Below are 23872 nucleotides of genomic sequence, written 5' to 3'. Positions count from 1 at the left end.
CACGGCCTCGGTGCCCCGCCAGGACCCGGTCACGGGACGGTCAGGGTGGTCGTCTCGGTGGTCTGGTCGACCTCGGAGGTGCGCAGGGTCAGGTCAAGCTCCCACTCGCCCGGCCGCGGCAGCTGGACGCCGGTCGCCCGCCAGCGTCCCTCGGCCACCGGCTCGGTCTCCACGCGCAGCGGGCCGACGGACTCCTCGGGCAGGGTGAGGCTGACCCTCAGCTCCTCGGCCTCGGCCGGCCGCCCCTCGGCGTCGGCCAGCGCGATCTCCAGGGTGTTCTCGCCGACGGTCCCGGGCGCCAGCTCCAGCGTCGCGACGCCCTCGGCGCCCCCGGTGTCGTAGGCGACCTCCAGCGGCGCGGGCCGCTCGGCGGCCCCGCCGGAGTCGGACGCGGCCGTCGAGGCACCGCCCTCGCCACGGGCGGGCGGGGTGCCGGTCAGCGCGGTGGTGACGGCGAGCAGCACCACGGCCACGCCCGTCTCCACCAGCACGGTACGCCGCAGCCCCGCCCGTTCCGGCCCCTCCTCGCGCCGCCGCCTGGTCCGCTCCACGGCCACCCGCTGCCGCGCCAACTGCCGCGCGCGCTCCGGGTCCTCCTCGGGAACGGTCTCCGCCACCCGCTCCCGGTCCCGTTCCCGGCGCACGGCGCCGTCGTCGTCGTCCCTCAGCGCCCCCGTCCAGCGGCGCGAGCCCCAGGCGACGCCGAGCAGCACCGCCACCACGACGACCTTGACGATCAGCAGCCGGCCGTAGTCCGTTCCCGTCAGCGCGGAGAACGAGCCGACCTGCCGCCAGCTCTGGTACAGACCGGTGGCCGCGAGGGTCGCCACACCCGCCAGGGCCACCGTCGAGTAGCGGCGCACCGCGGCGGCCGGCGGCGGCCCCTCCGCGCCGCGCAGCAGCACGAGCAGCGTCACCAGCCCGCCCAGCCAGCAGGCCGTCGCCAGCAGATGGACCATGGCGACCGGGATCGCCACCTCGGTCTGGAGCCCGGTCGCGGCGTGTTCCGCCGTCGCCCAGGTCGCCGCCAGGCCCACCGCCAGCGCCCCGCCGCCGACCCCGACGCCGAACCGCAGGTCGCGCGCCAGCCGCGCGTCGCCCGCCGCCACCGCGCGGGCGTACCGCCCGTGCAGCAGCGCCACCGGCAGCGCCGCCGCCGACAGCAGCACCAGCCGGGTCAGCAGCGCCGTCCCCGCGCGGGAGTCCACCACGTCGGCTATGCCGTCCAGGTCGAACGCGTCGCCCAGCCGGCCCGTCGTCGTGTACGGCACCCGCACCAGCAGCAGCGCGGCCGTCGCCACCGCCAGCGTCAGCCAGCCGACGACCGTGGTCCGCCGCACCGCGCGCCGCCCGGCCGCGCCCGGCCAGCAGACCAGGGCGAACACCGCCGGGCCCACCAGCAGCAGAAACCCGGCGTAGGCGGCGTACCGCAGCGCGTCGTGCAGCAGCCCCACCGCGCCCCCGTCGGGGCTGCTCCCCGCGACGTCGACGCTGGTCTCCGAGGGCGCCCCGACGGAGAAGGTGAACGCGCCGCTGATGGGGTGCCCGTCGTTGGAGATCGCCTGCCAGGCGACGGTGTGGGTGCCGTCGCCCAGATCGTCGGCCAGGCCGAGCGTCTGCTCGGCGCCGCCGGCCCCGCGGGTCACCTCGCCGGTGTCGACGCGTGCGCCGTCCGGGTCGAGCACCCGCAGGGAGTCCTCGCCGACGGAGACCGGCTCGGAGAAGGTGAGCACGACCTCGGCCGGAGCGGTCGCCACCACCTCGCCGTCCCCCGGGCTCGTGCCGGTCAACGACGCGTGCGCGGCGGCGGGTTGCGCCCCGACCAGCAGCGCCGCCAGCGTGCCTACGGCCAGCAGCAGCGCGCCCAGGGGACGGGAGACGGCGGCGATCATGGTGAGTTCTCCTCCCCCGCTTCCCCGTCCTCGCCGTGGCCCTCGTGGCCCTCGTGGTCGCCGTGGTCGCCGTGGTCGTTCTCGCCCCCGGTGTGGGTGGCGGACTCGACCGGGACCTCGACGGTCAGCGGCTCGGAGACCTCGAACCGCAGCTCGACCGTGACCACGTCCCCCTCGACCGGCGGCTCCGCCAGGTCGACGAACATCAGGTGGCTGCCGCCGCGCTCCAGCGCCAGGGTGCCGCCGGCCGGGATCGGCAGCTCCTCGACCCGCCGCATCGCGTTGTCCACCGTCTCGTGCATCTCCACGGACCCGGTCAGGTCGCTGCTGACCGAGACCAGCGCGTCGTCGGCGCCGCCCGCGTTGCGCACGGTCAGAAAGCCGCCGGCGACCTCCGGGTTGACCGGCTCCGGAAGGTAGGCGCCGGTGACGCTCAACTCCGGCGCGCCCCCCTCGCCGCCCACGTCGTCGCCGTCCCCGCCACCGCAGCCGGCGAGCAGCGCGCCCGCCAGCACGAGCGCCCACGGCAGGCGCCTGGCGCCGGTCACGGCAACTCCCCCTCGATCAGCTTCGGCAGGTCGCGCTCGAAGGTCTCCGCGGTGACGCCCTCCATGTAGAGGACATGGCCCAGGTCGTCGTCCGGCAGAAAGGCCACCACCTGGGTGCCGTGGGTGGAGACGATCGAGCCGTCCTCCTCCTCGAAGGAGGGCTCGATGGCGACCCCGACCGACCTGGCGGCCGTCTGGATCTGGTCGAAGTCCCCGGTCAGACCGATGAACTCCGGGTCCAACGAGTCCAGCCAGGGCCCCAGCGACTCGGGGGTGTCCCGTTCCGGGTCGCTGGTGACGAAGACGACCCGCAGCTCCTCGCGCTGCTCGGGCGTCAGGCCGCTGGCGGCCACGGCGATGTTGCCCATGGTCAACGGGCAGATGTCGGGGCAGTTGGTGTAGCCGAAGTAGAGCAGCGTCGGCTTGCCGGCCGTCTCGGCGACCAGGTCGTAGGGCTGGCCCTCGGTGTCGGTGAGGACCAGTTCTGGCTTCTCGAAGGGGGTGTCGAGGACGGTTCCCTCGTCCTCGGCGCGGGTCTCGGAGACCTCCGCCGGCGGGTTGTCCTCGCCGTCGGACGAGCTGTCGCCGCCCCCGCAGCCCGTGAGGGCGAGGACGACGGCGGCCCCGAGCAGACCGGAACGGATGCTGGTGCGTGTGCGCATGGGCTCAACGTTTCCGTGCGTTGGGGGCCGTGGGGCGGGATGACCCGCCCCACGGCGTGGTCGGTGGGGGATCAGGCGCGGCGGCGGTTGCCCAGCACGCCGAAGACGACGCCGGCGACGCCGACCGCGATCCCGACGCCGGCCAGCACCCTGGCCGTGGTGTCGGACCCGCCGCCCTCGTCGGCCGACGCCCGCTCCTCGCCCGGCGCGTCGTCCGTCCCCGACGCCGACATCTCGTCGGCGCCGTGGCCCTCGCCCGAGGCCGGCGTCAGCCGCAGCACGGCCGCCGGGTCCTCCGCGGCCTCCTCGCCGTCCTCGGTCGGCTCCTCGATCCAGCGGACGACCTCACCGCTGTCATAGGTCTGGATCGCCTTGAAGACCAGGTGGTCAGCGTCCTCGGGCAGCGGCCCGACGGAGAGCGGGAACTGCTGGAACGTGCCCGGCGCGATCTCCCCGCCGGACCAGGTGATCACGCTGGGGACCTCGGTCAGCTGGTTGCCGTGCACCTCCACCGGCTCGTCCAGCTCGGCGGTCTCCACCTCGATCTCCCAGCCGGGGACCGGCTGCGGCATCGCGGTGCTCAGCGGGTGCTCGGTGTCCAGGTGCAGTTCGACCTCAACGGTCGAGGCGTCGTCCCGCTCGTTGGGGACCTTGACGTTGAGCACCTGGTAGCCGCCCGCCTCGACCTCGGACGGGTCGATCCCGACGTGCGCCTGGGCGGGCCCGGCGACGGCGAGCAGGGCGAGGGCGCCGGTGACCACGGCGGTGGCGGAGGCGACCTGGCGAATGCTGTTCATGGTTGTTGTTCACTCCACGGTGAGGCGCGGGCGCGCGTCGAGCCGCCCACGCGGGCCCCGAGCGGGGCCGATGCCAAAGGGAAGGGGAGACGGCCGGAAGCCCGCCTCCCTCCCTCGGCGCTACGCCGGGGGGAACGGGACGCGGTCAGGCCGCCAGGGTGAACGAACGGGCCTCGCCGCCGGCCGGCGGCCCGCGCCGCACGACCGCGTCGGGCAGCACCGTGCCCCGCGTGGCGGGCGTCGGGTGCGGCCAGCGGTGCCGCGCCCCCGGCAGCGCGCGCGGCGCGGAGCCGGTCAGCGGCGGCAGCCGCAGCAGCAGCCGCAGCGCGGTGAGCAGCCGGCGCGCCCAGCGGGGGGCGGCGGGCAGCTCGGCGGCGAGCCGCACCGCGAGCCAGAGCGCGGCCTCGCCCTGCCGCAGCAGCCAGCCGGCGGCCAACGCGGCCAGCAGATGGCCGAGCAGCATCGGCCAGGAGCCCAGGGTGGCCACCCCGTCGAGCAGGGCCTCACCCCAGCCGCCCCCTCCGTGCGCCACCGCGCCGGCGCCCGACGGGGGCGGCAGAAGCCCGGCGTCGTCGAGCAGTGCGGTCGCGCGCTCCGGGGAGATCGTGCCGTGATCCCCGCACAGCAGCCGCGCGGCCAGCTCGGCGGGTTCGCCGGTCGGGCCGTGCCCGCCCGGGTGCCCGCCGGCGGTCCCGACGTGCCCGGCGAGACAGAAGAAGAGGTGCAGCGCCGACTGCGCCAGCGCCAGCGCCAGCGCGATCCCCGGCCAGGAGCGCCGCTCCCTGCCGGCCAACGCCAGAGCGAACGTCCAGGTCAGCAGGGCACCGGCGGCCACGGCCCAGAGCGGGACGCGCGCCCCGCCGCCCAGCACGTGCCCGGCGGCGGCCAGCGCGGAACAGGCCGCGGCGAAGACCGCGGCCCGCAGCAGTCGCAGATCGGCTCCGGCACGCATGGCGGCGCCATCATCTCACCGGGCGCCGGCGAGCCACCGGGAGGGGAGGCGCCGGAGGGGAGACGCTCGCACAGAAGTGCCCCTCGTCATCCGAGCCGGGGCTCCGCCATATCGGCCGGCGTCTTCCCGAGACATCCGCCGAATGGGGTGTGTTGGGTCAATCACACGCTTACGGGACGGGTGGGTAGGCAATACCTAAGGATATGTCGAGTCGTGGCCGGGAGGCTGGAGCATGAGCATCTGGTGGTCTCTGCAACTCCGCCGTGACGCGGCCAGCGTTCCGCTGGCCCGTCGGCTGCTTCTCGGCGCGATGGACACGGCGGGCGTGGACGGCGACATCTCCCACGAACTGTCGGTCGCCCTCTCCGAGGCCTGTTCCAACGCGGTCCAGCACGGCGGCGGCCTCTCCGAGGTCTACCGGGTCACCGCCTCGATCCACGGCGACATGTGCCGCATCGAGGTCACCGACTGCGGCCCCGGCTTCGCCGCCCACCCGGCCGGCTCCGTCCCCTCCCCGGCGCCCCCGGCGCCCGGAGAGCTGACCGGCCTCCTCCCCGGCGGCCGCGGCCTCCTGCTGATCGAGGCCCTCTCCGACCGCGTCCGCTTCGGCAACCAACCGGGCAGCGGCGGTGCGGTCGTGACCTTCGACAAGATCCTCAAATGGCGCGAGGACGCGGCGCTGCTTCGCGCGTCATAGCGCCCTCCCGCTCGGGGCGCGGGTGACCGCCCACCGGCCCGTTGGCCGACCGCGCGCCCGAGCCGCCCGGCACCGCTGCCGTCCGCGGCCCGCCACCGGCGGACACGGCGGAACGTCCCACCCCCTTGCCGCGTTCTCCCCGATGCAGACTTTCTCGTCTTGGGAGTGCCAATGGCCCTGTGGGACCGCATCAAGGAATCCGCGTCCACCATGCAGACGCAGCTCAACGCCAAGAAGAACGACCTCAAGAGCGGTGCCTTCCGCGACGCGAGCATGGCGATGTGCGCACTGGTGGCGGCGGCGGACGGCTCGATCGAGCCGGCGGAGCGCCAGCGGGTCGCGCAGCTGATCTCCAGCAACGAGGTGTTGCAGAACTTCCCGGCCGACGACCTCCAGCGCCGCTTCGACGGCTATCTCAACCAGCTCATCACCAACTTCGACCTGGGCAAGATCAACGTCCTCCAGGAGATCGCCAAGGCCGCGAAGAAGCCGGCCGAGGCGCGTGCCGTCGTCCAGATCGGCATCGTGATCGGCGGCGCAGACGGCACGTTCGACGCGGAGGAGCGCGCGGTGGTCAGGGAGGCGTGCCACCAGCTGGGGCTGCCGCCCGCCGAGTTCGACCTCTGACCGGGAGCCGACGCGGCGCCCGCCCGGGGCGCCGCTTCACAGCGGCGTGGCCGCCTTCAGCACGAGGAAGAGCGTGACGGCCGCGTTCAGCGCGGACAGCGCGGACGCGGCCGTGCCCGCGGCGGCGACCAGCGCCGCCGCCCCCGCCCGCGTGGTCGGCGGCGGCCAGCCGGCCGTGGGCGGCAGCGGCCGCAGCAGCGCCGCGACCCGCCGCGGCACCGGCCCGGCGGCGAAGCCGGCGAGGCCGGGCGCCGGCCGGTGCCCGACGAGCGCCGCGTGGCCGACGGCCCGCGCCGTCAGCCCGCGGTCGCCGACGGCCCGCGCCGCGTCCTCGTCGGCCCACCGCTCCATGGCGTAGGCCGCCGCGTCGCGCAGCGGCGCGAGCAGCGGGTGGGCGCGCGCCGCCAGTTCGCCGGCCAGCAGGTAACGGTGGTGGTGACCGGCGAGATGCGCGCGTTCGTGGGCCAGCAGCGCCCGGTACTCGTCCGCGCCGAGGCCGGCCCGCATCGCCGTGGACACCACGATCCGGCCGGGCCGCCGCAGCCCGCCGGGCACGGCGTAGGCGTAGGGCCGTTCGTCCGGCAGCAGCGCCGGGTCGGCGTCGGCCGGCAGCGCGGCCAGCGCGCGGCGCAGCCGCCCCCGGACCAGCGCCCGGCGGACGAGCGCGTCGCCGACGGCCAGCAGCGTCCACCCCAGCACGGCGAGGGCCACCACGCCCAGCGCGTCGGGGCCCGGCACCGCCTCGCGCACCTCCGGGTCGGACCAGCTGTCGGGCAGCGGGTTCCCCGGCAGCTGCGCGGTGCCGACGACCGCCAGCAGCACCAGCGAGAGCGTGCTGCACCCGGCCAGCACCACGGACGCCCCGGTCAGCAGCCGCGCCGCGCCCCGCGGGTGCGACCACTGCTCGGCGAGCCGGCCGAGCGGCAGCGCGCTCAGCGGCGCCACCAGCGGCAGCAGCACCATCCACCCCATGGCGAGCTCACTCCGCCCGCTGCTCGGGAAGCTCGTCCACCCCTGGCGGTTCCCCCGGCTCGGGAAGTCCCGGAAGAGCGGACAGCGCGGGCAGGGAGTCGGACCCGAGCAGCCGCCGCAGCAACTGCTCGTCGTCGGGGGAGAGCGCGGTCACGAAGCTGGCCAGTACCGCGTCCCGGTCGGCCCTGCCCTCCAGCACCCGCCGCATCCGCAGCGCGGCCAGCCCGGCGTCGTCGGCGGCCGGCGTCCACAGGAACGAGCGCCCGGAACGCTCGCGGCGCACCGCGTGCTTCTCGTGCAGCCTGGTCAGGATCGTGATCACCGTGCTGTAGGCCAACGCGTCCGGCAGCCGCTCCCGCACCCACCCGGCCGTCACCGGCCCCGGCGCCAGCCGCAGGGTCGCCAGCACCTGGGCCTCCAACTCGCCACGGCCGCGCTTGCGCTGGCCGTGCCCCGGATCCGCTGTCGCTGCCAACGCCACCACTCCCCACTGCCGCCCGGGGGTCATCGTAACGACGCCCGGGTATGCCCCGTTCAGGGCCGTCACCGACCTTCTACAGTGTTGTAGATTTTCGAACAGCGCCCACGGTGCGCCGGGGCGGGGGCAGAACAGCTAGTTCAGGAGGAGAACGTGGGAGTAACCCTTTCCAAAGGAGGCAACGTCTCGCTGACCAAGGAGGCGCCGGGGCTGACCGCCGTCATCGTTGGCCTGGGGTGGGACGTGCGCACGACCACCGGCACCGACTACGACCTGGACGCCAGCGCCCTGCTCTGCGGGGAGAACGGCAAGGTCCTGTCGGACAGCCACTTCGTCTTCTACAACAACCTGACCAGCCCCGACGGTTCGGTGGAGCACACCGGCGACAACCTCACGGGCGAGGGCGACGGGGACGACGAGGCGATCAAGGTCAACCTGGCCACCGTGCCGCCGGAGGTCGACAAGGTCGTCTTCCCGGTCTCCATCCACGACGCCGACGCCCGCCGGCAGAGCTTCGGCCAGGTGCAGAACGCGTTCATCCGCGTGGTCAACCAGGCCGACGGCGCCGAGATCGCGCGCTACGACCTGAGCGAGGACGCCGCCACCGAGACGGCGATGATCTTCGGCGAGCTGTACCGCAGGGGCAGCGAGTGGAAGTTCCGCGCGGTCGGTCAGGGCTACGCCTCGGGCCTGGCGGGAATCGCCAGCGACTTCGGGGTGAACGTCTGACGGGGTCCCGGTGCCCGGGAAGGTTGCCGGGGAGGGACTCCTGTTCTCTTTACTTCCGACGCGCTACCGTGGCGGAAGGTGCGGAACCTGCTGAATCGTCCTCGGAGGTTGGACCATGGGTCAGATCGGACTCAAGGAGCTGTTGCTCCTTGCGCTCATCGTGCTGGTGCTCTTCGGGGCCAAGCGCCTCCCCGACCTCGCGAGGTCGCTGGGCAAGTCGGCGCGCATCCTCAAGAGCGAGACCAGTGCCATGAAGTCCGAGGGCAAGCAGTCCCAGGCCGACGCCGGCACCGCGCAGCCGGAGGAGACTCCGGCGCCGCGCACCATCCAGGCCGCGCCGGGCGACGTGACGAGCGCCCGCCCGGTCGACGAGCCCAAGCCGACCAGCCAGCAGCAGGGTTGACCGGGCCGCCGACCCCGGTTCCCACCGGCCAGCACCCACGCCCCCGGCCTTCGGTCGGGGGCGTCTTGGCGTGCCCGGCCGTCCACCCCGGTGCCGTGATCGACCCCTGTCCGGTGGGACGCACGTGGGGCATGATGAGCCTGTCGCGCTGTGTCCCGGCGCGACCCTGAGCTCCGCACCACCCTGTCCCCCCAGACTGGAAGGCACGTGATGAACCGCACTCCCCGGCGCCTGGCCACGGCGCTGCTCTGCCTCGGGCTGCTGACCGCGTGCGGTTCTGACTCCGACGACGACGAGGGCGGCCAGGAGGGCAACGCCGGCGAAAGCTCCCCGTCCGAGGACGCCACCGCCCCCGAGGAGGGCGACGGGGCCGACCAGGGCGGCGAGGGCCTCGCCGGCCCGGCGGCGGTCGAGCCGACGGACGCGACCAGCGCCACCCTGCACACCAGCGAGGGCGACATCGCGCTCACCCTCTTCCCCGAAGAGGCCCCGCTGACGGTCACCAACTTCGTCGGCCTCGCCGACGGCTCCCTCCCGTGGGAGGGCCAGGAGGACGGCGAGCCGCTCTACAACGGCACGATCTTCCACCGGGTGATCGAGGGCTTCATGATCCAGGGCGGCGACCCCGAGGGCACCGGCATGGGCGGTCCCGGGTACCAGTTCGAGGACGAGTTCGACTCGGGCCTGGCCTTCGACGAGCCCTACCTGCTGGCCATGGCCAACTCGGGGCCGGGCACCAACGGCTCGCAGTTCTTCGTGACCGTCGCGTCCACCCCGCACCTGGACAACCTGCACACCATCTTCGGCGAGGTCGCCGACGACGAGAGCAAGGCCGTGGTGGACGCCATCGCCGGCACCGAGACCGGCCCCAACGACAAGCCGGCCGAGGACGTGGTGATCGAGTCGGTCACCATCGGCTGACCCCGACCCGCACCGCACGCACGAGGGCCGTGGCCTCCCCCGGGGGAGACCACGGCCCTCGCCGTCCGCCCTACGCGCTCCGGCCGGCCCCTCAGGCCGCCGGCTGCGGCGCCATCAGGCGCACCAGCAGGTCGTCGAGGCTGATCAGCCCCGTCAACCCGCCGTCGGCGTCCCGCAGCACCGCGAGCGAGGCGCGGCGCTGCCGCAACTGCTCCACCGCGAAGTCCACGGTGTCGTCGGCGGTCAGCTCGGGAACGGGCCTGGCCAGCTCGCCGGCGGTCACCCGCTGGCCGCGTGCCCTGGCCACCACCGCGTCCCTGGCGTGCACCGAGCCGACGACCCGCTCGCCCTCCAGGACCAGCAGCCGGGTGTGGTCGCTGGCCGAGGCGACGGCCAGGATCTTCTCCACACTCGCGGACGGCGCCACCGAGACGATCTCCCGCGCCGGCACCTGGAAGGCGCCGACCGGCGACTGCGGCTCGGTCAACGACCGCGTGATCAGCCCCGAGTCCGCCTCGCTGATCAGCCCGAGCCGCTGGGACTCGACGACCAGGTGCGTCAGCTGCTCCCGGTCGTGGACGCTGGTCAGCTCCTCGCGCGGGGTCACCCGGCAGAGCCGGACCAGCCCGTTGCTGATCTTGTTCAACACCCAGATCAGCGGCCGGACCGCCCGCACCAGCGCGCGGAACGCGGGCGCCAGCAGCATCGCCGACTGCTCGGGGTGCGAGATGGCCCAGGACTTGGGCGCCATCTCACCGATGACCATGTGGAGGAAGACCACCACGAACATCGCCAGCAGGAACGCGATGCCGTACGAGAGCCCGCTCGGCAGGCCCAGGCTGTGCAGCACCGGGTCCACCTCGTGGGAGATCGCCGGCTTCGAGATGCTGCCCAGCCCCAGCGTGCACGCGGTGATGCCCAGCTGGGCGCCCGCGAGCATCAGGGACAGCTCGTGCATCCCGGCGAGCGCCGCCTTGGCGCCGCGCCGACCGTCGGCGATCGCCGCCTCCACCCGGTGCCGCTTCGCGGCGACCAGGGCGAACTCGGCGGCGACGAAGAAGCCACTGCCGATCAGCAGCAGTACGGTGACCAGGGCTGCCATGCCGGGGCTCATGACGGCTGCCCCTCTCGTTCACGCACGGGCACGGCCTGCTCGACCACCTCGGCCCGCTCGATCTCGCCGTTCGCCGTCGGCTCCGGACCGGCGGCCGAGGACTCCAGGCGTATCCGGGCGGGGACCCTGCGGTCCAACGCCAGCACCTCCAACGTCGCGCGCCGGCCGTCGACCAGCGTCACCTCGATCCGGTCCCCGACCTCGGGGAAGCGACCGCAGTGCTCGATCACCAGACCGGCCACGGTCTCGAAGGACTCGTCCTCCGGCAGCGGTATCCCGGTGGCCTCGGCCACCTCGTCCACCCGCCGGCCGGCGTCGACCAGCCAACCGTCGCCGTCGCGCACCGCCAGCTCCTCGACCAGGTCGCTCTCGTCGGCGATCTCGCCCACCAGCTCCTCGGCGATGTCCTCCAGCGTGACGATGCCGGCGAGCCCGCCGTACTCGTCCAGGACCACGGCGAACTCCTCGCCCGCCGCCTGCATCTGCTCCATCGCGCCCGGCAGCGGCAGCGTGTCGGGCAGCAGTACCGCCCGCCGCGCCAGCGCGCCGGCCGTGCGCTTGCCGATCCGCTCCGGGGTCAGCCGCATCAGCTCCCGGACCCCGACCACGCCGACGATGTCGTCGATCCGGTCCCCGATCACCAGGTAGTGGGTGTGGCCGTGGTTGCTGATCAGCTCCACCACCTCGGCGGCGGGGGAGACGGAACGCACCGAGTTCACCTCGACGCGGGGCACCATCACCTCGGCGAGGGTCCGCTCGGAGAACTCCAGCGCGTGGTCCAGCAGCTCGGCCGTGGCACGCGGCAGCTGGCCGTGCTCGTGGGACTCGTCGATCAGATGGCCCAGCTCCTCCAGGGTCGCCCCGTGGTGCAGCTCCTCGACGGGCTCGATGCCGACCCGGCGCAGCAGCCGGTTGGCCGAGGCGTCGAAGACCCGGATCAGCGGCCCCGCGACCCGCAGATACGCCAGCGTCGAAACGGCCAGCCCCTTGGCCAGCCGCTCCGGCACGGCGAGCGCCATGTTCTTCGGGGCCAGCTCGCCGAGGACCATCTGGATGGCGGTGGCGAGCGCGAAGGCCAGGGCCAGCGCCACGCCGCTGACGGCGGCCTCGGGCACGCCGACACCCGTCAGCATCGGGTCGAGCATCGCGGCGAGCGCGGGCTCGGCGAGGAAACCGACGATCAGGCCGGTGACCGTGATGCCGAGCTGCGCCCCGGAGAGCATGAACGAGAGCCGCTCCTGCACCTTCAGGGCGCGGGCGGCCCGCTTGTCGCCTGCGGCGGCCTCACGGGCGAGGGCCAGCCGGTCGGCCGCCACGTAGGCGAACTCCTGGGCGACGAAGTAACCGGTACCCGCCGTCAACACCAGAACGGCGAGTAGACCGAGTGCGGCACTCAACTGACACCACCTCGCCGTGTGCCGCGATGCCTCAGATGCGGGCGAGGTGGTCTGGGACTATGACTATGCCCGTCAGGGTCCGTCGATTGGGCGGACACGAGCTCTCCTTCCAGGGGGTGCTGACTCGGTCAACGCGTACCCGCGCGTCCGTGTTCCCAGGCTGTACCCCAAATGGCCCTCTTGACACCTGCGGGTTGTCTTGGGCGGGTCTCGCTCAACCCCACGGCTCGTTCCGACCCGCGTCCCGCCCCGTGCTCCGCTCATCCACGCAGCTCGGCCATCCACGCCTCGACGTCGTCCGACGTGCGGGGCAGCGCCGCCGAGAGGTTCACGTTGCCGTCCTCGGTGACCAGGATGTCGTCCTCGATCCGGACGCCGATGCCCCGGTACTCCTCGGGCACGGTCAGGTCGTCGAGCTGGAAGTAGAGGCCGGGCTCTACGGTCAGGCACATCCCCGGCTCCAGGGTGCCGTCGGCGTAGGTCTCCCTGCGGGCCGCCGCGCAGTCGTGGACATCGAGGCCCAGCATGTGGCCGGTGCCGTGCAGCGTCCAACGGCGCTGGAGCCCCAGCTCCAGCACGCGCTCCACCGGCCCCTCGACCAGACCCCACTCCACCAGCCGCTCGGCCAGCACCCGCTGGGCCGCCTCGTGGAAGTCGCGGTACTTGGCGCCCGGCCGCACGGCGGCGATGCCCGCCTCCTGGGCCGCGTAGACCGCGTCGTAGATCTTCCGCTGGAGATCCGAGAACCGGCCGTTGATCGGCAGCGTGCGCGTGATGTCCGCCGTGTACAGCTCGTTGGTCTCCACCCCGGCGTCCAGCAGCAGCAGCTCGCCGTCGCGCACCGCGCCGTCGTTGCGCACCCAGTGCAGCGTGGTGGCGTGCGGTCCGGCGGCGCAGATGGAGCCGTAGCCGACGTCGTTGCCCTCCACGCGGGCACGCAGGAAGAAGGTGCCCTCGATGTACCGCTCGGAGGTGGCCTGGGCGCGGTCCAGCACCCGCACCACGTCCTCGAAGCCGCGCGCCGTCGCCGCGCACGCGTGGCGCAGCTCGGCGATCTCGAACTCGTCCTTGACCAGTCGCATCTCGGAGAGGAAGACCCGCAGCTCCTCGTCGCGCTCGGCGGTGACCTTGTCGGTCAGCGCGGCCTCCACGCCGGAGTCGTGGCCGCGCACCTGCCGCACCGGGCCCGTCGCCTCGCGCAGCACCTCGGGGACGGTGCGCACGTCGGCGACGGCCACGCCGTACAGCCGCTCGGCCTCGGTGAGGCTGGTGCGCCGGCCCACCCACAGCTCGCCCTGGCCGCTCAGCCAGAACTCGCCGTTCTCCCGGTCGGAGCGCGGCAGCAGATAGAGGGTGGCCTGGTGCCCGCTGTCGCCGGTGGGCTCCAGGACGAGCACGCCGTCCTCGGTCTGGTTGCCGGTGAGATAGACGTACTCGACGCTGGCGCGGAACGGGTAGTCGGTGTCGTTGGAGCGGGTCTTGAGCCGCCCGGCCGGGACGACCAGCCGCTCGCCCGGGAACCGCGCCGACAGCGCGGCCCGGCGGGCGGCGGTCCGCTCGGCCTGCGGGATGGGGGCGAGGTCGGTGCGCTCGGTGTCGGCCCAGCCCTGCTTCATGTTCTCGGCCAGTTCGTCGGAGACGCCCCTGGCGACGCCGTTCTTCCGCGCCTTGTCCGTCGTCTTCGTCGCCGTCCCGGACTCCTCGGCCGCCGACTCCGCCGTCGCCGCCTGCTCTTCCGCCACCTCGGGCCTCCTCCACGGCGCCTCGCGCCGCGCTCACGCTGCTCCAGTACCTGGCTGATTTCCATCGTAGGACGGTGGCCTCGGCGGCGACAGCGTGTTCCCCCGCCATATCCGGCCCCGACGGTCAGTCGAACCGCGCCGCCAGCAGCACCGTGTCCCCGGCCGCCCCCAAGGCCCCCGCGGCCTCAGCGGGCAGTGCGCACAGCAGGTGGTCCAGCAGCGCCTCCGGGTCCGCCCGGACCGCGGCCGGCGCGGAGAGCGCCGCCGCCCGCAGCCCGGTGAACGCGCCGTCCAACGGCCCACCGACCCTCCGCAGCAACCCCTCCGTATACAGCAGGACCGTTTCACCGGGCGCGAGTTCCAGCTCGACGCTGGGCGCCTCCCAGCAGCTCAGCATGTTCAGCGGCGCGGAGAGCGCCGTCTCCGCGTAGGTCGCGTGCCCGTCCCCGAGCACCAGCGGCGGAGGGTGGCCGGCCGACGCGAGGACCAGCCGGCGGGTGGCCGGCTCGGCGTAGCCGAAGAGCGCGGTGGCCGGCCGGCCCGGCTCGGTCAGCCGGAGCAGCAGCTCCAGGTCGGAGAGGACGGCCACCGGGTCCTCGCCCTCCATCACGGCGTACGCGCGCAGCCCGGCCCGCAGCCTTCCCATCGCCGCGAGCGCGGCGGGGCCCGCCTCCGAGGCGGCGCCGACGGCGAGGCCGAGCCCGCCGTCGGGCAGCGGCAGCGCGTCCCAGCAGGCCGGGCCGCCGCGCGGCGCGGGCCGCTGGCGCGCCGCCAGCGTGACCCCGGCGACCCGGGGCAGCCGCGCCGGCAGCAGGCCGTCCCGCACCGTGGCCAGCGCCTCGCGGGCGTGGGCCAGCTCCTGGCGGCCGGCGATGTGCCCGGCGGCGTGCCGCAGGTAACGGGCGAGCAGCCGCCGTTGCCGCGACTCCGGCTGGCCCGGCCGGTCGAAGAGCCAGAGCGCGGCGCCGAACGGGTCGCCGGCCTCCGTGGTGAGCGGCAGCGCGTAGCTGGCCGCGCAGCCGGTGCCGGCCGCCACCGCGCGGTGGCGCGGGTGCAGCCCGTCGGCGACGGCGAGGTCGGGGTGGCCGATCTCACGGAGCGGCTCCGCGTCGTCGATCAGCCGGGTGTGGCAGGCCGAGGCGCGGGGGACCGTCTCCCACTGGCCCAGCTCCGCCCGTTCCAGGCCGAAGCCGACCAGCCGCTCGGCGCCCGGCGGCCGGCCCGCCTCGGGCTGCCCGCGCAGGGCGAGCAGCCCTCGGCGCGCGCCGAGGAGTTGTGCGCCGGCGCGCAGCGTCTCCTCGACTGCCTCACGGAGCGTGCTGGTGCGCCCGATACGCTCGGTGAGCTCCTGGAGGACGGTGAGGTCCGAGATCCATCCCGCGAGTCTGAGCTCGGCGGTGTCGGGGGGACGACCGGGGCCGGCGGGGCCGGTGTTCCTGGGCGGGGGCGTGGGAGTGTGCGACACCGGGGGGAACGGGGGGTGGATTCCGGCCACTTTCGGTGACGTCGACGAGGGTGGGGTGCTCATGTGGGAGGGCTTTCGTCGGGGCGCGTGCCGCGCCGCCGGCCGCCGGTCCCCGTGGCCGTCCGATCGAGGGGCCTGGCCCGGGGGACGCGGCGGACGTGGTGTCCTGGGTGTCCTGCCGCGTCGGATGATGCCCAGGTGCCACCGGCGTTCGGCGCGCGACAGGCCGAGCCGTGATCGGTTTGGCGCGAAGTGGCGGAGATTGGCGAAAAAAGGCGGGCACATGGTCCGGCGCGGGGTCCACTGAGGCCACCCACCTCGGACGTCGGGTTGAACGACGCGGGTGCATACTGGGTACATATCGGAACGGCACGTTGAGTTCCGGCGTCCTACCGGAAGAAGGCGGCCAGGGCGATGGCCCGCCGGTTCGCCAGCGCGACCCGCTACGTACGGTGATCTGAGTTCCACGTGAGGCCAAGTGACCCGCGAAGGAAGGGAACGGGCGCTGATGCGCGAGATCCTCGGAGAGCGACGCACCAACGAAGATGACAACGGCCTGGGCGACGACGCCCGTTGGGCCGACCTTGGCCCGGCCCTGCGCGACGCGGCTCTCGACTGCGCGGCCCGCGGCTGGCCGGTGCTGCCCGGCGTGGGCTCCGCTCCCGACGGGAGCTGCCGCTGCGCGCGCACCGACTGCCCGGTGCCCGGCGCCCACCCGGACGACCCCGAGCTGCTGGCGGCCACCGACGACCCCCGCATGACGCGCTGGCGTTGGACGGCCAGGCCCGCCGCCCCGATCCTGCTGGCCACCGGGGGGAGCGCCCCCTGCGCGGTGAGCATCCCCGCGGTCGCCGGGCCCGGCGCGCTGGCCGCGTTGGATGCCGGGGGGCTGGGCCGCGGTCCCGTGGTGGCGACGCCGACGCGCTGGGCGCTGCTGGTGCGGTCGTACGCGCTTCCCGAGCTGGGCGAGCTGCTGCACGCGGGGGACGAGGTGCCCAGCTCGCTGCGGTTCCACGGCGAGGGCGGCTATCTCCCGCTGCCGCCGTCGGCGTTGGGCAGGGGGCCGGTGGCCTGGGTGCGGGAGCCGGCGCCGGCCGGCGCGGCCGGGGGCTCGCTGCCGGGTGTCGCCGAGCTGATCGAGGTGCTGGTGGAGGCCGGCCGCAGCGCACCCGACCAGGGCAGCAGGCTGAGCTACTGAGCCGTGAACGGGGGCCGGTGGCGGCGGGGATCCGGGCAGCAAAAGGACCCGATCGCTGGCGACGGGGGATGCACCAGCGACCGGGCCCACTTGAAAAGGTAACAAGTCATCGGGGATTCGCAAATCCCGCGATGGCGACCCCGGGGTCCCACTCCCGAATTCCCCGGCGAGTTGTGACTGGAATCACTCGCGCGGGCGCGGGTTCGCGCGTCAGTTCAGGGTGATCTGACGGTTGGTGAGCCCGCTGCGCGCCCGCCGTTCGGCCGCCGAGAGCGGCGTTCCCGCGGCCAGCGCCTCCGCCAGCCGTTCGCCGAACGCGGTCGCCGGCTTCTCGCACTCCTCCGCGCCCATCCCGCTCGGCAGGTCCCAGACCGGAACGGTCAGTCCGTGCGCGCGGAACGAGCCCACCAGCCGCGTCTCCTCGCCCAGCGACGAGGCGCCCGCCGCGTGCAGCCTGGCCAACGCGTCCAGCAGCGCGTCCTCCGGGTGCGCCATGACCCAGCGCAGGTGGTTGCGCTCCGGGGTCTGGCACCAGTAGGCCGCGTCGACGCCGGTCAGCCGGGCGGTCGGGGTGGCGGCCTCGTTGGCGCGCTCCAGCGAGGCGGCGACGTCGGGGGTCGCGGCCTGCGCGTCGTCCAGCCAGAACTCGAAGCCCTCGCGCACCTCGGGGACGAAGGGCGCCTCCAGGTCCAACAGGTCCTGGAGGCGGGGGCCCTCGGGGTCGGTGCGGCCGGACGGGACCGGGTTCCCCGGCTCGGTGGTCAGCGCGCGGCCGAGCACGTCGGCCAGGTCCCTGCTGAGGTCACCGGTCGCCGTGTCGTTCTGGATGGCCAGCAGCACCGAGCCGTCGTCGCGGCGCAGCGCGGGCCAGGCCATCGGCAGCACCGTGCCCAGGGTGACGGACGGCACGTCGGCGGGCAGTCCGTCCTTCAGGGTGAGCGGCGCGGTCGCCGCCGGCACCAACTCGCGCAGCGCGACCCAGTCGCACTCGCTCGGCAGCCCCTCGAAGGGGCGGCGGACCAGTTCGGTCGCCGCCTGCGCGGCGGCCCGGCCGTGGCACGCCTTGTAGCGACGGCCCGAGCCGCAGGGGCAGGGCTCCCGCGCGCCCACCGCGGGAATCTCTCCCGAGGTGGCTCCGGGCCTGGTCGCGGCGGCGTTCTGGGGGTGTTGACGGCGCTTCTTCGCCATGACGGACGGCTCTCCTGCGTGCGTTGGGCTCTGGTCGTCCGGCGAGCCTAGCTTCCCGGCGCCGCGAGGACCGCCCAGACGGTGACGGCCGAGCCGGCGCCGGACTCGCGCACGCCCCAGGACCGGCAGAGCGAGGTGATGATCGTCAGCCCCCGCCCGCCCCTGGCCGTCACGGAGGGGGAGCTGAGCCGGGGCCTGGTGGGGCCGCCGCCGTCGGTGACTGAGATGGTGACCGAGCCGTCGGGCTCCTGGCACCAGCCCGCCCTGATCGACTGCCCGTCGTCCAACGGGCGCGCATGTCGGTAGGAATTGCTGAGGAGTTCGGAAAGGATCAACATCGCATCATCGATGATCGTTTCCTCAGCGCCATTCTCTTGCAATTCCGATCGCAATCGTCGTCGTGCGATCCCCACGCCGGTAGGGCCGTGGAGCACCGCCATTGACGACGTCCTTGGCACTTGCTGTGTGACCACGAACGCCACCCCCGGAACCTCCTTTTGCCCCACGCCACAGGATCGATGCCCTCTGGGAACACACCGGAAACCGGCCATGTGAGATCCGTTGACGTACTCGTAATGATCGGATACGAAGCGAATGCGCCGGGGCACACGGGGTGAGAATGCGGCATCAACGCGGATCAACGGGGGCCGTGTCCGGGGCGGCGGAAGAGCGTTCGTTGATGCTTCTTGACGTTACTTGGCGTTGTTTGCCGTCGCGATTTGTTCTTCGATGTTCCGCGATGGTGCCGACGTGTTGCTCGCTGTTCGAGGGCGTTCCGCGGTGTTGCTCGGCGTTCCACGGTGTGCGCCGCTGGTGCGCGCGTGGGGCGCGCGGATCCGGCACGCGTCAGCGGAGCCGGGCGAGCTGTTCCCCGACGGTCCGCGGACGATTGGTGATGATCGCGTCTACGCCCAACTCCGCACATAGTTCGACGTCTTCGGGACGATCAACGGTCCACACGTGAACGGAATGGCCCGCTGCCCTGGCGCGCGCGACGTAGCCCGGGTCGCGGCGCAGCATCCGCACGCTCGGCCCGGCGACCGCGACCCCGGCGGGCAGCCGCCCGCCGCGATGGCGGGGCAGCGCGAAGTGCATCAGGAAGACGGTGGGCAGTCCGGGCGCCGCGCGACGCACCCGGTGCAGCGAGCGCGCGGAGAAGCTCATCACCCGCACCTCGCCCGGCACCGGCCGCCGGGCCAGCAGCTCCAGCAGCCGCTCCTCCACCTGCCCGGCCCAGCGGGTGGGGTGCTTGGTCTCGATCGCCAGATCCACCGGCCGGTCGGCCAAGGCCACCAGCTCCAGCAGCCGTTCCAGCGTGAGCACCGCGCTGCGCTCCGGGTCGACCGTGTCCGGCGCCTCGCCCTCGCCCCGGTCGCCGAGCGGCGGGTGGCCGGCGGCGAAGTCCAGCTCGGCCAGCTCGGCCAGCTCCAGCGCCGAGACGGCGCCGCGCCCGTTGGACGTCCGGTTGACCCGGCGGTCGTGGACGCAGACCAGGTGGCCGTCGGCGGTGAGCCTGACGTCGCACTCCAGCCCGTCGGCGCCGTCCTCGATCGCGCGGCGGTAGGCCGCGAGGCTGTGCTCGGGGGCGTCCTCGGACGCCCCCCGGTGGGCGATGACGGCGATGCGGTCACGGGCGGTCACCCGCGCCATGGTGCCACGAACGGAGCACGCCCGGGGGTGGCCGAGGGGAGCGCTCGACGGCCGTTCGGCGGCCGGTGCCCGATGGTCGGCGATGGTCCCCTGATGGTCGTGAGCGCGTGGAAACTGGGCCGGATGCGGTCGGAGGTGATCGCATCCGACGTAGAAACAGGCGCTGAAACGGACGCACGGTCGTTTACGCCCGTCTGACAGGGCATGGGCAAGACTGCGGGACACAAGCTGCCCGAAGCAGCTGTCCGCGTACGAGATGACGCCCCAAGGAGTGTGTGCAGTGAGCACCGAGCACGAAGGTCCCGGCAGGCCGGACGGGCCGGCGGACGGTGCGCCGGAGCAGGTGGCCAGGCCCGCGGCCCCGCCGCCCGCCCCTCCCCAGCCGCCGGCCGGAAGCCCCCCGGCCGCCGCCCCCTCCACCGCGGGCCCCCCTCCGTCGGGGCCTCCGGCGACGACCGGGCAGTTCCCCGCGACGACCGGCCAGTTCTCCGCGCCCCCGCCGCCGCCCGCGACGGCGCGCACCGAGGGCGCCGGCATCCCCGCGCCCGACCAGGGCCACGCCGCGCCGCCCCCCGCCACCGGCTCCTGGGCCTTCCCCCCGCAGCCCCCCGAGCCCAGACGCCGGAGGAACGGCCTGCTGATCGGCGTCGTCGTGGCCACCCTGGTCGCCGGCGGCGTGGGCGGCGGCGTCGGGTACTGGGTCGCCGACGAGACCGCGGGGGACGAGACCTCGCAGACCGCGAGCACCGGCGGCGACGCCCCGCCCAGGGAGCCCGACTCCGTCGCCGGGATAGCGGAGACGGCGCTGCTGAGCGTGGTCACCATCGAGGCGGGCAACGGCGCGGAGTCCGCGGGCGGCACCGGCTTCGTCTACGACGACCAGGGCCACATCATGACGAACAACCACGTGGTGGCCGCCGCCGCCGACGGCGGCGACGTCTCGGTCACCTTCTCCGACGGCCAGAGCTACGAGGCGGAGGTCGTCGGCCGGGCCGAGGGGTACGACGTCGCCGTGATGCGGCTGGTCGACGCGGGCGACCGCGAGCTGACCCCGTTGCCCATGGGCGACTCGGACCAGGTCGCCGTCGGCGACTCGACGATCGCGATCGGCGCGCCGTTCGGCCTCTCCGGCACGGTCACCACCGGCATCCTCAGCGCGCTGGACCGGCCGGTCGCCTCCAGCGACGGTCAGGGAGCCAACGCGTCCTACATGAACGCCCTCCAGACCGACGCCTCGATCAACCCGGGGAACTCGGGCGGCCCGCTGCTCAACGGCGACGGCGAGGTCATCGGGGTCAACTCGGCGATCCGCTCCACCACGGGCGGCCTCGGCGGCGAGGCCGGCAGCGTCGGCCTCGGCTTCGCCATCCCGATCAACCAGGCCACCCGCGTCGCCGAGGACCTGATGGAGCACGGCGAGGCGGTCTACCCGATCATCGGCGCCTCGGTGGACAACAGGGCGGCGGAGGGCAGCGGCGCCAAGATCGTCGACTCCACCGGCGACGGCAGCGACCCGGTCACCCCCGGCGGCCCCGCCGCCGAGGCCGGCCTCCAGCCGGGCGACGTGATCACCGGCTTCGGCGACCGCGTCATCGACAGCGGACCGACGCTGATCAGCCAGATCTGGACCTACCAGCCGGGCGAGTCGGTGGAGGTGACCTACGAGCGCGACGGCCAGGAGCAGACGACCACGATCGTCCTGGGCGAGCGCGTGGGAGAGCAGTGACAAACCGCTAGGCTGTCCGAGTGCGCCGGGCGACCGGCGCTCCGGGAGGCTTGCCCGAGCGGCCGAAGGGAACGGTCTTGAAAACCGTCGTGAGGTGACCCCTCACCGTGGGTTCAAATCCCACAGCCTCCGCAGTGGACAGCGACAGTGACGCCGAGGGGGCGGCCCCGAGCGGGGCCGCCCGCCCTCGCCGCTCCTGGTGGCGGGCATCCGCCCCGCGCCTCACCACCTCCGCGCGCCCCGCGCAACACCCGCGTGAGCCGGGGCAGTTCACGCGCCGGACCATGGGTGACCGATCCCACGTGGGTCGTGGCGCTCTGAGGTTGGCAGCCCGGGTCGGGGACCGCTAGCCTCCTTGGCGTTCGGGTAGACGGTTCGAGGCTCTGGTCCCGCCGCGGGACGAAGCGGAGCGTCCGGATCGACGGGCGCCTGCCCCGGTGTCGCGGCGGGTGGCCCTTCGCACGACGGCGAGGCCCCGCCGACCGGTGGCCGACCCACTTCGCCCAAGGGGCGCACGCTGGCGCTTCTCGGGGGCGCCGCCTCGGTTTTCCCCGACACAACGACGAGAGGACCCGGAGGTCCGTGAACGCATCGCTCGCTCCTCAGACAGGCCCGTCCGGTGGGGTGCCGACGCACCGACGGACGGCCCGACGTCACCGACGCGCCGAGAGGAGCCACCGATGACCGAGGCCGTACCCCCGCGACGCGCCGCCGTGGCGCCCCTCGCCCCGCTGCCGGCGGACTTCCGCGCCTTCCACCAGATGTACCGGCCCGCCTATGTGCGCTGGGCCGAGCTCTACCTGGGCAACCGGGAGCACGCCGAGGAGACGGTGGACCACGCGTTCGAGCAGTTGGCCGCAGACTGGGCCGAGGCGCTGCGCGTCGACAGCCCCGCCGGCTACGCCTGGGCCGTCCTCAAGAGCCGCACCGTCGAGGCCGCCAAGGCCAGGGGCCGCCGTCCGGTGGTGATGGACACGGCGGCGTTCGAGACGGAGGCGCTGCACAACGCGCTCGACCCGATAGGGGAGTTGGAGGAGAGCCTCAGCCTCTACCAGGCGATCAGCGAGCTGCCCGAGCGGCAGCACGACGTGATCGTGTTGCGCTACTGCCTCGGCTACAGCACCGAGGATACGTCTGACATCCTGGGACTGACGGTTCCCGGCGTGCGCTCCACGGCGCGCTACGCCAGGCACCGGCTGAAGGAGACACTGGGGATCGAGCCGTCGGACGTCGGCGAGTGAACGCGCGGGAGGAGGTCGGGTCACGATGACGGTCACCATCGAGCAGCTGCTCGCCCGCGCCGTGCTGGCCCGTCGGCCCCACACCTACAGCCAGCAGGAGATCGAGGAGGCCGAGCGGCGGATCGCCGCCAAGCTCGACGCCTGCCCGCGCGGCGACCGCGAGGCCGACCGCGCCCTGCTGGCCAGGCTTCCCGCCGGGACCTGCGTCTCCGGCGACGCCGAGGCGCGTTCGCTGCTGGAGATCCTCTGCCGCACCGTGGTCGAGCAGAACGGCGCGCTCCAGCACATGGCCGCCTTCCTCGGCCGGCGCATTCCCCAGCCGGACGGCGCGCGCGTACTCGGGTGCGCCCTCCAGCTGGCAGGGCAGGAGGACTCGGCCCGCTTCTGGTGGCAGTTCGCCGCCGGCGCGGGCGACGGCGCCGCCGCCTACTGCCTCTACCTGCACCACCTCACCCTCGGGGAGGAGTGGGAGGCCGAGCTGTGGCACCGCCAGGCCGACCCCGCCCACCACCCGCACCCCGCCGACGACGAGCTGCCCGACGGCAGCAGCCCCGGCCTGGTCCTGCGCGTTCTCGCCCTGCTGCACCGCGGCGAGGACTACCTCACGGAGGCGGCCTCCGCCGTCATCCACTATCTGCCGGACGCCGTGCACTTCGTGGACGAGATCGAGCTTCCCCTTCCCGCCGCGGACTTCGCCGAACGCATCGAGGAACTGACGGCCGCCGGCTGACCCGGCCCGGCGCCCTCCCACGCCCCTCCCACCGCGCGCCCCTCGTTCGCCCTCGCCACGCCCTGCGGTCTCCCCCGCGTCCCGCCGTCCCGTCCGCCGCGCCGTCCCGTCCGCCGCGTCGTTCGAAGACGTGACCCCCTCCGCCGGAACGTTTCGTCCCGGCGCCTCCCTCCTGCGGGGGAATAGCCCCCCGAACCCGGTTCCTCCGGAAACCCGTTGGGCAACTCTGGTCTCACGACATCGCGACCGTCTTCGGCAGTCAGGCCAACTGCCGTGCCAGAGCACCTCGACACGTCCCATGGAGGAATCAGATGGCAAGCATCCGCACCGCCCGCGTTCTCGTCAGCCTCGCCGCCGCGCCCCTGCTGCTCGGCGCCGCGAGCGGCGTCGCCCTCGCCGCCGACGACAACGCGATCGCCGGCAGTGTCGCGAGCGGCGTCGGTGACGACAACACCGGCAACTACTCGGAGACCCAGCAGGCGGCGGCCGGTCTGGGCGCGAGCAACGAGAGCAACACGGCGAACGTCAGCGAGTCGGGGGTCACCGTCATCGACCAGTCCGACAACACGTACTACACCCTGCTGCTCGACGTCTTCTAAGCCTCCCGGGGGAGGGCGCCCTCCCAGCGTCCTCCCCCCGGACCGGCGGGCCGTTCCCGGCCGCCGGTGAGCCGCCCCACCGGCGGGGCGACGGCGTCCGGGGTGCGCCGTCGTAGGCCGGTCGGGACCACTCGACGCGCGGAC

General features: G+C 74.0%; 24 protein-coding genes and 1 tRNA gene. 11 read left to right on the top strand and 14 right to left on the bottom strand.

From position 1 onward, the window contains the following. Nucleotides 1-29: 29 nt before the first annotated feature. The 5 genes from CRP51_RS17435 to CRP51_RS17415 all read right to left on the bottom strand — a co-directional run bounded on the left by CRP51_RS17435 (nt 30) and on the right by CRP51_RS17415 (nt 4851). Nucleotides 30-1892, bottom strand: a complete 1863-nt coding sequence (locus CRP51_RS17435; protein WP_097232162.1) for a copper resistance CopC/CopD family protein — start codon at nt 1890-1892, stop codon at nt 30-32. Beyond that, on the bottom strand, nt 1889-2440 hold the full coding sequence (locus CRP51_RS17430) for a copper chaperone PCu(A)C (RefSeq protein WP_170970590.1): 552 nt from the start codon (nt 2438-2440) through the stop codon (nt 1889-1891). The genes CRP51_RS17435 and CRP51_RS17430 overlap by 4 nt, the downstream gene beginning before the upstream one ends. Beyond that, nucleotides 2437-3102, bottom strand: coding sequence for an SCO family protein (locus CRP51_RS17425; protein WP_097232161.1), 666 nt, complete (start codon nt 3100-3102; stop codon nt 2437-2439). Before CRP51_RS17425 ends, CRP51_RS17430 begins: the two co-directional genes overlap by 4 nt. A gap of 71 nt (nt 3103-3173) precedes the next feature. Next, entirely contained in the window at nt 3174-3899 is a 726-nt protein-coding gene (locus CRP51_RS17420; protein ID WP_097232160.1) for a YcnI family copper-binding membrane protein, read from the bottom strand. Between the two features lie 145 nt (nt 3900-4044). Further along, nucleotides 4045-4851: a hypothetical protein gene (locus CRP51_RS17415; protein WP_097232159.1), complete on the bottom strand. Its 807-nt coding sequence runs from the start codon at nt 4849-4851 to the stop codon at nt 4045-4047. Between the two features lie 232 nt (nt 4852-5083). Here CRP51_RS17415 and CRP51_RS17410 point away from each other — a divergent pair, with 232 nt between their 5' ends. Both CRP51_RS17410 and CRP51_RS17405 read left to right on the top strand, forming a co-directional pair. Continuing rightward, on the top strand, nt 5084-5548 hold the full coding sequence (locus CRP51_RS17410) for an ATP-binding protein (RefSeq protein WP_097232158.1): 465 nt from the start codon (nt 5084-5086) through the stop codon (nt 5546-5548). Between the two features lie 171 nt (nt 5549-5719). Then, nucleotides 5720-6175, top strand: coding sequence for a tellurite resistance TerB family protein (locus tag CRP51_RS17405; protein WP_097232157.1), 456 nt, complete (start codon nt 5720-5722; stop codon nt 6173-6175). Between the two features lie 36 nt (nt 6176-6211). Here CRP51_RS17405 and CRP51_RS17400 read toward each other — a convergent pair whose 3' ends face one another. Together CRP51_RS17400 and CRP51_RS17395 are read right to left on the bottom strand one after the other, a co-directional pair. Next, nucleotides 6212-7147 (bottom strand): M56 family metallopeptidase, encoded by a 936-nt coding sequence (locus tag CRP51_RS17400; protein ID WP_097232156.1) that lies wholly within the window; start codon nt 7145-7147, stop codon nt 6212-6214. 7 nt (nt 7148-7154) lie between these two features. Further along, the gene (locus tag CRP51_RS17395) at nt 7155-7655 is read right to left on the bottom strand and encodes a BlaI/MecI/CopY family transcriptional regulator (protein ID WP_097232155.1); all 501 of its coding nucleotides are present in this window, start codon (nt 7653-7655) and stop codon (nt 7155-7157) included. 123 nt (nt 7656-7778) lie between these two features. Here CRP51_RS17395 and CRP51_RS17390 point away from each other — a divergent pair, with 123 nt between their 5' ends. The 3 genes from CRP51_RS17390 (at nt 7779) to CRP51_RS17380 (ending at nt 9678) form a co-directional block, all read left to right on the top strand. Further along, nucleotides 7779-8354 (top strand): TerD family protein, encoded by a 576-nt coding sequence (locus CRP51_RS17390; protein ID WP_097232154.1) that lies wholly within the window; start codon nt 7779-7781, stop codon nt 8352-8354. 115 nt (nt 8355-8469) lie between these two features. Continuing rightward, a complete protein-coding gene (gene tatA, locus CRP51_RS17385) occupies nt 8470-8757 on the top strand; it encodes a Sec-independent protein translocase subunit TatA (RefSeq protein ID WP_097232153.1) in 288 nt (95 codons plus the stop codon). A 438-nt stretch (nt 8758-9195) separates the two neighbouring features. Beyond that, entirely contained in the window at nt 9196-9678 is a 483-nt protein-coding gene (locus tag CRP51_RS17380; protein ID WP_245880655.1) for a peptidylprolyl isomerase, read from the top strand. Between the two features lie 91 nt (nt 9679-9769). On the opposite strand, the gene CRP51_RS17375 is transcribed toward CRP51_RS17380, so the two are convergent. The 4 genes from CRP51_RS17375 to CRP51_RS17360 form a co-directional block, all read right to left on the bottom strand. Next, nucleotides 9770-10792, bottom strand: coding sequence for a hemolysin family protein (locus CRP51_RS17375; protein WP_097232151.1), 1023 nt, complete (start codon nt 10790-10792; stop codon nt 9770-9772). After that, on the bottom strand, nt 10789-12189 hold the full coding sequence (locus tag CRP51_RS17370) for a hemolysin family protein (RefSeq protein WP_097232150.1): 1401 nt from the start codon (nt 12187-12189) through the stop codon (nt 10789-10791). The genes CRP51_RS17375 and CRP51_RS17370 overlap by 4 nt, the downstream gene beginning before the upstream one ends. 260 nt (nt 12190-12449) lie before the next feature. Continuing rightward, nucleotides 12450-13931: an aminopeptidase P family protein gene (locus CRP51_RS17365; protein WP_097232149.1), complete on the bottom strand. Its 1482-nt coding sequence runs from the start codon at nt 13929-13931 to the stop codon at nt 12450-12452. A 124-nt stretch (nt 13932-14055) separates the two neighbouring features. Beyond that, a complete protein-coding gene (locus CRP51_RS17360; RefSeq protein ID WP_097232148.1) occupies nt 14056-15459 on the bottom strand; it encodes a PP2C family protein-serine/threonine phosphatase in 1404 nt (467 codons plus the stop codon). A gap of 445 nt (nt 15460-15904) precedes the next feature. On the opposite strand from CRP51_RS17360, the gene CRP51_RS17355 reads away from it, so the two are divergent. After that, a complete protein-coding gene (locus CRP51_RS17355; RefSeq protein WP_097232147.1) occupies nt 15905-16594 on the top strand; it encodes a bifunctional DNA primase/polymerase in 690 nt (229 codons plus the stop codon). 210 nt (nt 16595-16804) lie between these two features. On the opposite strand, the gene CRP51_RS17350 is transcribed toward CRP51_RS17355, so the two are convergent. From CRP51_RS17350 to CRP51_RS17340, 3 genes are all read right to left on the bottom strand, one after another. Then, nucleotides 16805-17782 (bottom strand): DUF5926 family protein, encoded by a 978-nt coding sequence (locus CRP51_RS17350; RefSeq protein ID WP_097232146.1) that lies wholly within the window; start codon nt 17780-17782, stop codon nt 16805-16807. A 47-nt stretch (nt 17783-17829) separates the two neighbouring features. Then, nucleotides 17830-18222 carry an ATP-binding protein gene (locus tag CRP51_RS17345; RefSeq protein WP_342749066.1) on the bottom strand — a complete coding sequence of 131 codons (393 nt, stop codon included), beginning with the start codon at nt 18220-18222 and terminating at the stop codon, nt 17830-17832. A 406-nt stretch (nt 18223-18628) separates the two neighbouring features. Continuing rightward, nucleotides 18629-19432: a glycerophosphodiester phosphodiesterase family protein gene (locus tag CRP51_RS17340; protein WP_097232145.1), complete on the bottom strand. Its 804-nt coding sequence runs from the start codon at nt 19430-19432 to the stop codon at nt 18629-18631. 280 nt (nt 19433-19712) lie between these two features. On the opposite strand from CRP51_RS17340, the gene CRP51_RS17335 reads away from it, so the two are divergent. The 5 genes from CRP51_RS17335 (at nt 19713) to CRP51_RS17315 (ending at nt 23728) form a co-directional block, all read left to right on the top strand. Beyond that, nucleotides 19713-21158: a S1C family serine protease gene (locus CRP51_RS17335; protein ID WP_245880646.1), complete on the top strand. Its 1446-nt coding sequence runs from the start codon at nt 19713-19715 to the stop codon at nt 21156-21158. Nucleotides 21159-21202: 44 nt separating this feature from the next. Next, nucleotides 21203-21290 (top strand) — tRNA-Ser (locus CRP51_RS17330). A gap of 548 nt (nt 21291-21838) precedes the next feature. Beyond that, on the top strand, nt 21839-22399 hold the full coding sequence (locus tag CRP51_RS17325) for a sigma-70 family RNA polymerase sigma factor (protein ID WP_097232143.1): 561 nt from the start codon (nt 21839-21841) through the stop codon (nt 22397-22399). Between the two features lie 25 nt (nt 22400-22424). Next, on the top strand, nt 22425-23129 hold the full coding sequence (locus tag CRP51_RS17320; protein WP_097232142.1) for a hypothetical protein: 705 nt from the start codon (nt 22425-22427) through the stop codon (nt 23127-23129). 311 nt (nt 23130-23440) lie between these two features. Continuing rightward, complete coding sequence (locus tag CRP51_RS17315; RefSeq protein ID WP_097232141.1) at nt 23441-23728, top strand: hypothetical protein; 288 nt, start codon at nt 23441-23443, stop codon at nt 23726-23728. Nucleotides 23729-23872: the final 144 nt, after the last annotated feature.

The organism is Streptomyces zhaozhouensis (assembly GCF_900230195.1).
GTDB lineage: Bacteria > Actinomycetota > Actinomycetes > Streptomycetales > Streptomycetaceae > Streptomyces > Streptomyces zhaozhouensis.
Note: the sequence above shows the minus strand (reverse complement) of the source record. Positions and strands in the feature narration are given on the sequence as shown.